The following is an 11,603-nucleotide window of genomic DNA, read 5'->3' as shown; positions in this document are numbered from 1 at the left end:
CGGAGCACCGCTCGTCGCACCAACACCGGTCTCGAACCCCGATCTTTCAGATGATCCGGTATTTCCGCCGTTCGAGCGACGATTCGACGGCCACTCGGTGGCGTCCCCAGGGCCACTCGGCGGTGATCGAACGGCGGTACCCCGGAACCGGGCCGGCCCCGCTCCGGACCCCGCTCCGGACCCCGCCCCGGTGCTCCGCGCCGTGTGCGAGGATCGGAGACGCTATGGCAACGACCTCTGTGACCCCCGCCCCGCTGCTGCACAGCATCGTGCTCGACTGGTACCGGGAGCATGCCCGCGACCTGCCGTGGCGCACGCCCGACGCCTCGCCGTGGGCGGTGATGGTGAGTGAGTTCATGCTCCAGCAGACGCCGGTCAAGCGGGTGCTGCCCGCCTACGCCGCCTGGTTGGAGCGCTGGCCCACCCCGGCCGCGCTGGCCGCCGACGCCCCTGGTGAGGCGGTGCGGATGTGGGGCCGGCTCGGCTACCCGCGCCGGGCCCTGCGGCTGCACGCGGCTGCCACCGCGATCGTCGAGCGGCACGGCGGCGAGGTGCCGGCCGAGCACGCCGACCTGCTCGCGCTGCCCGGCGTCGGCGAGTACACGGCGGCGGCCGTCGCCTCCTTCGCCTTCCGCCAGCGGCACGCGGTGCTGGACACCAACGTCCGCCGGGTCCTCGCCCGCGCGGTGACCGGCGAGGAGTACCCCGCCCAGGCCACCACCGCGGCCGAGCGCCGCACCGCCACCGAGCTGCTCCCCGACCACCCCGAGGTGGCCGCCAGCTGGGCGGTGGGCGTGATGGAGCTGGGCGCGCTGGTCTGCACCGCCCGCGGCCCCGAGTGCGGCGCCTGCCCGCTGCGCCCGCACTGCGCCTGGGACCGGGCGGGCCGACCGCCGTACCAGGGCCCGGCCCGGCGCGGCCAGACCTACGAGGGCACCGACCGCCAGGTGCGCGGCAAGCTGCTCGCGGTGCTCCGCGAGGCGCACGGCGAGGTCCCCCGGCAGCGCCTGGACGCCGTCTGGCCCGACCCCGTGCAGCGTTCCCGGGCGCTGGACGGCCTGATCATCGACGGCCTGGTCGAACCGGTGGGCGAGGGACGTTTCCGCCTGCCGGTGTGACGGCCGGCGGGAAAGCCGCCGGGAAGCCTGGCGGGAAAGCCTGGTGGGAGAGCCTGGTGGGAGAGCCGCCGGTAAAGCCTGGCGGGAGAGCCGCCGCGAAAGACAGACGGCGGGTGGGCCCGGGATCCCTCCGGGCCCACCCGCCGTCGGCTTGTCAGGCGGATGCGCGGGTCAGTGCGCCATCGCCGCCATGTCGCTGCCCTCGGGCTTCTCAGCGCCCTTGCCGGCGCCCCGCAGCGGGGTGCCCTTCAGGAAGAGGGCGGCCACGATCGAGATCACGCTGATCCCCGCGGCCCAGACGAAGACCGCGTGGTTGCCGTTGCTGAAGGCGTGGTGGATCGCGTCCTGGTAGTGCGGCGGCAGGGTGCGCAGCTTCTCCGGCGTGATCTGGTCGAGGCCGCCGCCCTGGCCGGCCGACGGCAGGCTCTTGAGGTTGTCGGTGATCCGGTTGGTGAAGATCGAGCCGAACAGCGCCACACCGAAGGAGCCGCCGATGGTGCGGAACAGGGTGGCGGTCGAGCTGGCCACGCCCATGTCCTTGAGCTCCACGCTGTTCTGCGAGACCAGCATGGTGATCTGCATCAGGAAGCCCATGCCGGCGCCGAGCACTGCCATGAAGATGCTGGAGGTCAGGCGGGTGGTGCCGACGCCCATGGTGGAGAGCAGCAGCGAGCCGACGCCCATCACCACGGTGCCGACGATCGGGAAGATCCGGTACTTGCCGGTCTTGGTGACCACCTGACCGACCACCAGCGAGACCACCAGCATGCCGAACATCATCGGCATCAGCAGCAGGCCGGAGTTGGTGGCCGAGGCGCCCTGGACGATCTGCTGGTACTGCGGCAGGAAGGTGACGCCACCGAACATCTGGAAACCGACGATGAAGCCGATGACCGAGACCACGGTGAAGTCGCGGTTGCGGAACATGCCCAGCGGGAGCATCGGCTCCTGGGCCCGCTGCTCGACGTAGCAGAAGCCGATCAGCGAGGCGGCGGCCAGCACGATCAGGCCGATGATGTGCTTGGAGCCCCAGGCGTACTGGGTGCCGCCCCAAGTGGTGATGAGCACCAGCGAGGTGATGCCGATGGTCAGCAGCAGCGCGCCGAGGTAGTCGACCTTCGCGGTGGACCGGACCTTGGGCAGGTGCAGGGTGATCGTCACCACGGCGAGGGCGATCAGGCCCAGCGGCAGGTTGATGTAGAAGATCCAGTGCCAGCTGAAGTGGTCGGTGATGAAGCCGCCCAGCAGCGGGCCGCCGACCGTGGCGATCGCCATGACGGCGGCGAACATGCCCTGGTACTTGCCGCGCTCGCGGGGCGAGACCAGCGCGCCCATGATCGACATCACGCCGACCATCAGACCGCCGGCGCCCAGGCCCTGCAGGGCGCGGAAGGCGATCATCTCGTTCATGTTCTGCGACAGGCCGGCCAGCGCCGAGCCGATCAGGAAGATCACGATCGAGGTGAGGAAGGTGCCCTTGCGGCCGTAGAGGTCGCCCAGTTTGCCCCAGACCGGGGTGGCGGCGGCGGTGGCCAGGGTGTACGAGGTGACCACCCAGGACAGGTGGTTGGCCCCGTGCAGGTCACCGACGATGGTGGGCATCGCGGTGCCGACGATCAGGTTGTCGAGCATCGCGAGCATCATGGTGATGACCAGCCCGATCATCACCAGGCGGATCTCTCGCGCCGAACGGACGGGCCGCTGCTCGCCGGCCTCCCCCGCGACGCCGTCCGGCGGGTTCTCCGCCTTCGCGTCGACCTGCTGCTGTGCCATGGTGCCTCTCCTGAAAGCGCGTTCGGACCGCTGGCCGCGTGGTTCGCGCGGTTCACGGTCCTCTTGTCGTCGGCTGCGTACGGTGCTTCACTCTGGTGCCCGCTGGGCTTACTTGCCGACCGGCTAGTTATTGGTCCGCTGGCACGGTAAGGTCTGGATAAGCCAGGCGTCAAGCTGAATTCGGCCACGGCCGTGCGGACGGCGAGAATGTCCGCATGACGTGGGCGGGTGCGGCTCGACCGACACTCCCCACCCCCGCAGCTAGCTAGGCAGGCCACGAAGCCATGAGTACGTTGCAGAGCCCCCGCGGTGGCACCCGCGCCCGGATCATCTCGGTCGCGCTGGAGCTCTTCTCGGAGCATGGCTACGAGAAGACCTCGCTGCGGGAGATCGCCGACCGGCTCGGAGTCACGAAAGCCGCGCTGTACTACCACTTCAAGACCAAGGACGACATCGTCCACGGCATCGTGGAGTCGATGGTCGCGCCGATCGACGAGACCATCGCGTGGGGCGAGCAGCAGACCTGGTCCCCGGCGGTGCGCGACGAGTTGGTCCGCCGGTTCGCCGAAGGGGTGGCCGAGCGGGCCCCGCTGCTGCGGTTCTTCCACGACAACCAGCCGGCGCTGCGCGAGTCGCCGGCCGGGCTGGAGTTCAAGAGCCGGATGGTCAAGATGGTCCGCCTGGTGCACGGCCCGGGAGCCTCGTTCGACGACCGGCTGCGCGCCACCATGGCGCTCTTCTCGGTGAACTCGGCGTTCTTCCTGCTGAAGAACGACCTCGAGCAGGAGCCGGCCGGCGGCATCCCGGCGGAGGTCGGGCAGACCGCGACGGTGGACGAGGCGGTGGCCGCCGCGCTCACCGTCGCGCTGGAGAACGCCGGCCGGATCGAGCCCCGGGTGAGCGAGACCCGGTAGGCGGGTCCGGGCGGGAGCCCGGGGCCCCGCCGGGCGGTCAGAGCCCGGTGACCCCGTGCGCCCGCAGGTAGGCCACCGGGTCGATCACCGCGCCGTAGGTGTTGGCGGTGCGGATCTCGAAGTGCAGGTGCGGGCCGGTGGCGTTGCCGGTGCTGCCGGCGGCGCCGATCTGCTGACCGGCCGTCACCTGGTCGCCGGCGCTGACGTCCAGCCGGGACAGGTGCGCGTACTGCGCGAAGCGGCCGTCGGCCAGCTTCAGCACCACCTGGTTGCCGTAGGCGCCGGCCCGCCCGGACGAGACCACGCTGCCCTTGCCGACCGCGAGCAGCGGGGTGCCCTCGTTGACCGCGAAGTCCACGCCGGTGTGGTAGCCGGCCGCGTAGCCGGGGTCGGGGTGGCCGTAGCCGTTGCTGATCGGTGCGCCGGGCGCGGGGGCCGACCAGTCGGGCCGGGCCGGCGGCGCGGGGGGCGCGGGGTGCTCCGGCTCGGCCGGGCCGGCCAGGTTGCCCGCCACCGCGACCGCCTGCTGCGAGGACGGCGCCCCGTGCGGCAGCTGGTACGCGCTCGGGTCGGCCACCTGCACCAGGTTGTCGAACGGCACCCGGCCGTGCGCCAGGCTGAATTCGGAGCTGCCGGGAGTCGTCGGGTGCACCGTCTGCGCCACCGCGCTGCCCGGCACCGCCGAGAGCGCCACCCCGAGGAGTGCCGCCCCCGCGAGCGCCGAGGTGATCGCCGTGCGCCGGTGCGGCCCGCGGAAGACGGCGTAGAGGTCGACGTCCGGCAGGGCCACCTCCGGCAGGGCGAGGCGGCGGACCAGGCGCGGCCGGGCGTGGCGCCCGCGGCCCAGGCGCACGCGCAGGGTGGTGCAGCGGGCCTTGGCGGCCTCGAAGGTCTCCTCGCAGGTCTCGCCGAAGGTCTGCAGGGCCTTGGCGGGCTCAAGGGCCTGCACGGCCTTCACGGCCTTCAGGGCCTGCGGCGGCTTCAGGGCCTTCAGAGCCTGCAGGGCCTGGCGGGTCCTGAGGGTTTTGAGGGCCTCAAGGCCCCTGGCGGCGCCAGTGGGTTCGGCGGACAACGTGGACTCGACCTCGCAGCGGCTCGGGGACAGCGCGGAGCCGACCCAAGGGGGGCGCTCGGCGGGGGACCCTACAGATGTAACCGTCGGTGAGGTGGTAGCGAAATCCGATCAGCTACGACGGCGTGTAGTTCAAGGCGTCTCAGATTTTCAGGCGATCGGCGGATTGGTCCAGTAATCGGATCATCGGCGGGTCTACTATCCGCGGTCGTATCGGCCGTTCGCGCTGTGAGAAGCGCCACCGCCGCGCCCGCCACCGCCGAACCCGTCGCGGCCTTCCGCCCGTCGCCCGCCTGTTGGACCATCGAGGGATGGCCTACGAGTCGCACAGCCGAACGGGATCGACACCCAGCACGGCAGACCGCCGGTTCGCCCTCTGGCGGGCCGCCCAGCGAATCCTCTCCGGGCCGCGCCCGGTCACCCTGCACGAACGCCTGGCCGAGCTGGGCGCCGACGCCCGCACCGCCGTCGGGCCGATGGAGCGGCCCGACGTCTACGGCGACGGCGTGGTCGCCGAGCTGGAGCAGCGGGTCGCCGAACTGCTCGGCAAGCCCGCCGCGCTCTTCTTCCCCACCGGGACCATGGCCCAGCAGGTCGCGCTGCGCTGCTGGGCCAGACGGCGCGGCGACTCGGTGGTGGCCACCCATCCGCTCTTCCACCTGGAGACCCACGAGCGCCACGCCCACCGGCGGCTCACCGGGCTGGACTCGGTCTGGCCCACCGCCGCCGCGCGGCTGGCCACCGCCGCCGAACTGCGTGACTTCGACGAGCCGTTCGGCACCCTGATGCTCGAACTGCCGCTGCGGGCAGCCGGCTTCCTGCTGCCCGAGTGGACCGCGCTGACCGAGCTGGTGGCCGCCGCCCGCGAGCGCGGGGCCGCGGTGCACCTGGACGGCGCCCGGCTCTGGGAGGCGGCCGCGTCCTACAACCGGCCGCTGCCGCGGCTGGCCGCGCTGGGCGACTCGGTATACGTCTCCTTCTACAAGGCGCTGGGCGGGATCAGCGGCGCCGCACTGGCCGGCGACCTGGAGCTGATCCAGGAGGCCCGCGGCTGGCGGCACCGCTACGGCGGGCTGGTCTACCAGCAGTGGCCCGCCGCGCTCTCCGCGCTCGCCGCACTGAACCGTGAACTGCCCCGGCTGCCAAGCTATCTGGCGCAGGCCCGGATCGTCGCGGACGGGCTGCGCCAGGCGCTGGACCAGGTGCCCGGCGGCCGGCTGTACCCCGACCCGCCGCACACCCACCAGTTCCAGCTGCTGCTGCCGTACTCGCCCGAGCGGCTCACCGAGGCGAACCTGCGGCACGCCCAGCTGACCGGCGACGCGCTCTTCGGCACCTGGACGCAGTCCAGCCAACCGGACCTGGCGCTGACCGAGGTGACCGCCCTGACCCCGGCCCTCGCCTGGACGGCCGCGCAGGTCAAGGAGTCCTTCGCCGATTTCCTCAAGCTGGCGGACCAGACTCGGGGTTGACGCAAAGTCGCCTATCGTCAACGCTGATGAGCGATCGGTCGTGAACCGGTCAAACGACGCGGTTCGATACAGCAGACCGATTCGGCCGACTCGGCCGATGACCGGGCAGGTGGGGGCGACGTGAACGACGGATTCGCGGACATCGAACTCGCGGAGGCGATCGAGGCCATTCGACGACAACTCGCGGCAGCGGCCGACCGCGCGGCCGGCGAGCGGTTCCAGTTCGAGGTCGGCCCGGTGGAACTGGAACTCGCCGTGGAACTGCGCCGCGACGTGACCGTCAAGGGCGGCGTCAAGGCCTGGGTGGTGCGGGCGGACGCCGAGGCCGGCGCGGGCCGCACCCGGACACACAAGATCACTGTCTCGCTCACCCCCAAGGACCTGGTCACCGGCGGCAGCGTCCTGGTCGGCAATCCCGACCTGGGCAGCCGTGAGGGCTTCCATTGAGCCTGACGGCCCAGCGGGTCGCGGCCGTCCGGGCGGCCGGGCAGGGCAGCGGGCTGCTGCTCACCGGACGGCTGATCCTCACCGTCGCCCACGTGCTGCCGCCCGCGGCGGCGGCCCCCGTCCGGATCGAGGCCGCCGTCCCGGGCGGCGGGGTGGGCTGGGTGCGCTGCTCGGTGCTCTGGCGCACCCCCGACGGCAGCTCGGACCTCGCCCTGCTGCTGGCCACCCGGGACCTGGTCCGCCCCGAATTCGCCGCCACCTTCCGCCCGTTGCCCTGGGGCCGGATCGAAGGCCTGGAGCCGCTGCCGCTCTGCCACGCGATCGGCTACCCCGCCGCGGGCCGGGAGGACGGCGCGGTGCTGCGCAGCCACCAACTGGTCGGCACGCTGGCCCCCGGCACCGGGATCGGCACCGGACGGCACACCCTCAGCACCCAGCACCGGCCACCGAACCCGGTGCCCGGCGCCGACTCGCCCTGGGCGGGCATGTCGGGCGCACCGGTGGTCTTCAACGGCCTGCTGCTCGGCCTGGCCACCGCCGATCTCGCCCCCGAGGTCTGGAGCCACTCCCAGCTCGGCCTGGTCCCGCTGGTCCCGCTGCTCGGCGCGCCCGGCCTGGCCGAACTGCTGGCCCGCCACCTGCCCGCCCCCGTCCGGGTGCTCGGCATCTCGCCGGCCGAACGCCGGGACGCCGCCTTCGAGGAGCGCTATGCCCGCAGCATCGGCAAGGAGCACGGCAGGCTGAAGATCTTCGGCCTGCCGCAGTCGCTGCCCTGGGACCTCGGCACCGCCTATCTCAGCCTGCAGGCCGTCCAACTCTCCGGCCCGCAGCGGATCGCCGTGCGCCCCGTCACCTGGCGCGACCGGCAGAGCGACGCGGTACCCGGCAGCGACAGCCTGCTCGGTCCGCCCGACCGGCGCGGCCGGGTCGAGGGCATGCTCAAGCACCGCCGCCGGGTCCTGCTGCGCGGCCAGGCCGGCTCCGGCAAGACCACCCTGCTGCAGTGGCTCGCCGTCAACGCCGTGGCCGGCACCCTGGTCGGTGAGCTGGCCGAACTCAACTACCGCGTCCCGTTCGTGCTGCGGCTGCGCACCATGTTCCAGCTGCGCAACCTGCAGCCGGTCCCCGCCGAGTTCCTCGCCATGGACCGCAGCCCGGTCGCGGACGGCCAGCCACCCGGCTGGGCCGACCGGGTCTTCGCCGCCGGGCGGGCGATCCTGCTGGTCGACGGCCTGGACGAGATCCCGCAGAGCGAGCGCGACGAGGCCGGCGAATGGCTGGCCGAACTGCTCGCCTCCTATCCGAACTGCTTCACCCTGGTCACCGTGCGCCCCTCCGGCGTGCCCGCCCGCTGGCTCGAACACCTGCGCTTCGAGGAACTGCTGCTCTGCCCGATGGACGAGTGGGACCGCAACCGCTTCATCGACCGCTGGCACCAGGCCGCCCTGGCCGCCGAACGCGCCACCACCGAGGCGACCGCCCCCGAGCAACTGACCGACACCGAACTCGAAGCACTGGAAGAGGAGTTCCGCGCCCGCAAGCACGCCCTGCGGCGCACCCTGGGCCAGTCGCCCGAGCTGGAACTGCTCACCGACAGCCCGCTGCTCTGCGCGATGATCTGCGCCCTGCACAGCGAGTGGGAGGGCGCCCTGCCCCGGCGCAAGATGGAACTGTACGAACTCGCCCTGGACATGCTGCTGTTGCGCCGCGACAAGCAGCGCCGGGTGGTGGTCGAGCCGCTCGGCCACCAGTTCGGCCGCGAGGAGCAACTCGCCCCGCTGCAGCGGATGGCACGCTGGCTGGTGCTCAACGGCCAGCACGAGGGCGACCGGAGCGACGCGCTGCGCCAGATCGACCAGGTGCTGCCCAGCCTGCCCGCCGCGCGGGCCGGCATCGACGCCGAACAGATGCTGCGCCACCTGGTGGAGCGCACCGGGCTGCTCACCGAGACCAGCGTCGACACCTTCGAGTTCGTCCATCGCACCTTCCAGGACTACCTCGCCGGACGGGAGTTCGCCCAGAACCGGGACTTCGGCCTGCTGGCCGGCATGGCCACCGACGAGCGCTGGGCCGACGTGATCCGGATGGCCGTCGGCCACTGCCCGCCCCCGGACCGGGTCCGCCTGCTGCACGGGCTGCTGGCGGAGGCCGACGGCCGGGCGGAGCCGCGCGAGGCCCGCTGGCTGCGGCTGGTCGCCGCCAGCTGCCTGCCGTACGCCTCGGTGCTGGACGAGGAGACCCGCGCCGCGGTGCTGGCCACCCTGCTGCCGCTGCTGCGGCTGTATCCGGTGGAGCAGCAGGCCGCCTTCGAACAGCGCGAGTGGCAGGGCCTGTTCGCGATCGGCGAGGAACTGCTGCCGCTGCTCGGCCCGGACACCGACCTGCCGCTCTGGCTGGTCTGCCGGCTGCTCGAACGGATGGGCCGCGAGGAGGCGTTGACCAGACTGGTCGCCGTCAACGCCCGGATCGCGGCCGAGCAGAGCGAGCGGGACGCCCTCGCCTCCCGGGAGCTGCTGGCCCGCGCCTACCAGGAGGCCGGCGACCTGGGGCAGGCGATCCCGGTGCTGGAGCAGCTGGTCACCCTCTCCGAGGCGGTCTACGGCGCCGGACACCCCGACACCTTCGCCCCGCGACTGCGGCTGGCCGACGCCTACCTGGACTGCGGCCGGCTCAGCGGCGCGCTGACCCGCTACCAGCAGCTGCTCGCCGATGCCGAATCGACGGCCGCCGCGGCCGACCGGCTGCACATCCGCAGCCGGCTGGCCACCGCCTACCTGACGGCCGGGGCCACCGACCGGGCCGTCCCGCTGTTCGAGCAGCTCAAGGCGCAGACCGAGGAACTGCACGGCCCCGAGAGCCGGTTGGCCCTGGAGGCCCGGGGCAACCACGCCACCGCGCTGCGCGACAACGGCGCGCTGACCAAGGCGATCGCCGCCTTCGAATGGCTACTGCCGGACGCCGAACGGATCCTCGGCGCGGACGATCCGGTCACCCTGGCGATCCGCACCGACTTCGCCACCGCACTGGTCGAACTCGGCGACCTCGCCCGCGCCGTCCCCGCCCTGGAACAGGTCCACGCCGACACCGTGCGGGCCCTCGGCGAGGACTACCCGGCGACCCTCACCGCCGGCCTGCGGCTGGCCGCCGCCTACATCGCCGCCGGCGACCAACTGCGCGCGGTACCGCTGCTGGAGGCCATCGAGGTCGCCCGCACCCGGGTCTACGGCCAGGCCCACCCCGCCACCTTCGCCGCCCGGCGCCACCTGGCGGTGGCCTACCTGGGCCTGGGCGAGCGCGCCGCCGCCTTCGACCTGCTGCACACCACGCTGGAACGGGCCAGACGCTCGGTCGGCGACGAACATCCCGAATCACTGGCGCTGCGCTACGAGTTGGGCGTCGCGACCCGGCGCTCGGGCGATCCGGCCCGCGCGGTCAACCTACTGCGGGCGGTACTCAGCGACCGCTGGGCGCTGCTCGGCGAACGCCACCCGGACACCCTGCGCACCCGCCACCAGCTGGCCAAGGCGCACTGGGCGGCGGGCGAGTCGGTGGAGGCGGCCCAACTCGCGGGCCGGACCCTGGCGCTGTGCCTGACCTACCTGAGCGAGGCGCATCCGCTGACGGCGGCGGTCCGGGCCAGCCTCGGGAGCTGACGGGCTCAGCCGCACAGCGCACCGACCGTCACCGGGCCCCGAGCAGCGCCGAGCCGACCGCCGCCGCCGAGCCTACCGCTACCGAGCCGACCGCCGCCGCCAAGCCGACCGTCCCGCACACCGGCCATCGCCGCCCGCGCGGCCGCAGCCCCGCGCCGGGTGCGCTCCGCCGCCTGCGGGTCAACCCGCCCCGCCTGCGCAGCGCACGCGCCACACGCCTCGCCGTCGCGCACCGGACCCTGGCAGTCAGCGCACTCCCGCAGCGGCAGCGGGGGCGGCGTGTCCTCGCGGGGAAACGGCATCTTCCGTTCCAGCCGCCCGCGCAGGAACGCCACCGGCGCGAAGATCCGCCCCCTGGGCAGGCCGTCCAGCAGCGCGCGCCCCAACCGGGCCTCGCTGCGGTCGCGGGCGAGCCACTCGGCGGCCAGCGGGGCCAGCGAGAGGATCTCGCCCACGCCGAGCGCCAACCGGGCCTCCCGGGCGAGCAGTCGGGAGAGCACCCGGCCCGCTGCCGCGATCAGGCCGGCGGACTCTGCCGGTTCCGGTTCCGGTTCTTCCGGATCTGGAACCGTTTCCAGTTCCGTTTCCAGTTCCGGATCGGGCTCGCCGGGAGGGTGGTTCTCCCCGATGGGGTTATCACTAAGGGGGGAACTGCCGACTCCCCGAACCGCTGTGCCACCGACTGTCGGGCCCTGGTGAGTCGGCGACGCCTGCTCGGCCTCACGTCTCGCCGCCGCCCACGCTGCGGCGATCTCCTCCGGCGCTGTCAGCGGAACGCTGCTGACCATCACGTCGGTGTGCCAGGTGCCCTTGGTGGGGTGCTGGAACCGGCGCACGTGCAGGTAGCCCTCGGCCACCAGTTGGGCGCGTGCGGTGCTGACCGCCTGCCGGCCCTCCGGCATTCGCTGACCGATCGTCAGGATGGTGTCCAGGTGGCCCTGTCGCATGGAGAGCGACCAGAGGAGCAGGGTCTTCGCCGTCCCGTTCAGTCGCGGGTGGCGGATAATGGCGTGGTCTGCCCGGAGATAGCGCTCGGGCGCGCTAAAGTGGATGTGCATCGGGAAGTGATCTCTCGTGCCGGGCCCCGAGGTGTTGGTAGCACCGTCGGGGCCAAATCGTTTCTATGCGGCGGACGTTAGCACCGACCATGATCT

Annotated in this window: 8 protein-coding genes; 5 read left to right on the top strand and 3 right to left on the bottom strand. The window is 72.8% G+C overall.

Annotated features, from left to right (window positions below; translation table 11 throughout):
• Positions 1-224 precede the first annotated feature (224 nt).
• A complete protein-coding gene (locus OG403_RS16745; RefSeq protein WP_329565151.1) occupies positions 225-1,118 on the top strand; it encodes an A/G-specific adenine glycosylase in 894 nt (297 codons plus the stop codon).
• 171 nt (positions 1,119-1,289) lie between these two features.
• Here the strand turns inward: OG403_RS16745 and OG403_RS16740 are convergent, their stop codons facing one another.
• Complete coding sequence (locus OG403_RS16740; RefSeq protein ID WP_329565149.1) at positions 1,290-2,891, bottom strand: MDR family MFS transporter; 1,602 nt, start codon at positions 2,889-2,891, stop codon at positions 1,290-1,292.
• A gap of 284 nt (positions 2,892-3,175) precedes the next feature.
• Between OG403_RS16740 and OG403_RS16735 the strand changes: the two genes are divergently transcribed.
• Positions 3,176-3,805: a TetR/AcrR family transcriptional regulator gene (locus tag OG403_RS16735; protein ID WP_329565147.1), complete on the top strand. Its 630-nt coding sequence runs from the start codon at positions 3,176-3,178 to the stop codon at positions 3,803-3,805.
• A 37-nt stretch (positions 3,806-3,842) separates the two neighbouring features.
• On the opposite strand, the gene OG403_RS16730 is transcribed toward OG403_RS16735, so the two are convergent.
• Complete coding sequence (locus OG403_RS16730; RefSeq protein ID WP_329565145.1) at positions 3,843-4,763, bottom strand: M23 family metallopeptidase; 921 nt, start codon at positions 4,761-4,763, stop codon at positions 3,843-3,845.
• A 425-nt stretch (positions 4,764-5,188) separates the two neighbouring features.
• Here OG403_RS16730 and OG403_RS16725 point away from each other — a divergent pair, with 425 nt between their 5' ends.
• The 3 genes from OG403_RS16725 to OG403_RS16715 all read left to right on the top strand — a co-directional run bounded on the left by OG403_RS16725 (position 5,189) and on the right by OG403_RS16715 (position 10,449).
• Positions 5,189-6,349 (top strand): threonine aldolase family protein, encoded by a 1,161-nt coding sequence (locus OG403_RS16725; protein WP_329565143.1) that lies wholly within the window; start codon positions 5,189-5,191, stop codon positions 6,347-6,349.
• 120 nt (positions 6,350-6,469) lie between these two features.
• Positions 6,470-6,796, top strand: a complete 327-nt coding sequence (locus tag OG403_RS16720) for a trypco2 family protein (protein WP_329565141.1) — start codon at positions 6,470-6,472, stop codon at positions 6,794-6,796.
• On the top strand, positions 6,793-10,449 hold the full coding sequence (locus OG403_RS16715; RefSeq protein ID WP_329565139.1) for a tetratricopeptide repeat protein: 3,657 nt from the start codon (positions 6,793-6,795) through the stop codon (positions 10,447-10,449). The genes OG403_RS16720 and OG403_RS16715 overlap by 4 nt, the downstream gene beginning before the upstream one ends.
• Positions 10,450-10,454: 5 nt before the next feature.
• On the opposite strand, the gene OG403_RS16710 is transcribed toward OG403_RS16715, so the two are convergent.
• Positions 10,455-11,507 (bottom strand): hypothetical protein, encoded by a 1,053-nt coding sequence (locus OG403_RS16710; RefSeq protein ID WP_329565137.1) that lies wholly within the window; start codon positions 11,505-11,507, stop codon positions 10,455-10,457.
• Between the last annotated feature and the right edge of the window lie 96 nt (positions 11,508-11,603).

The organism is Kitasatospora sp. NBC_01266 (genome assembly GCF_036242395.1).
GTDB lineage: Bacteria > Actinomycetota > Actinomycetes > Streptomycetales > Streptomycetaceae > Kitasatospora.
Note: the sequence above shows the minus strand (reverse complement) of the source record. Positions and strands in the feature narration are given on the sequence as shown.

Bases quoted from the DNA above. Each gene is read 5' to 3' on its own strand.
- OG403_RS16740 (WP_329565149.1), bottom strand. From the start codon at position 2,891: ATGGCACAGCAGCAGGTCGACGCGAAGGCGGAGAACCCGCCGGACGGC.
- OG403_RS16710 (WP_329565137.1), bottom strand. From the start codon at position 11,507: ATGCACATCCACTTTAGCGCGCCCGAGCGCTATCTCCGGGCAGACCAC.
- OG403_RS16745 (WP_329565151.1), top strand. From the start codon at position 225: ATGGCAACGACCTCTGTGACCCCCGCCCCGCTGCTGCACAGCATCGTG.
- OG403_RS16735 (WP_329565147.1), top strand. From the start codon at position 3,176: ATGAGTACGTTGCAGAGCCCCCGCGGTGGCACCCGCGCCCGGATCATC.
- OG403_RS16725 (WP_329565143.1), top strand. From the start codon at position 5,189: ATGGCCTACGAGTCGCACAGCCGAACGGGATCGACACCCAGCACGGCA.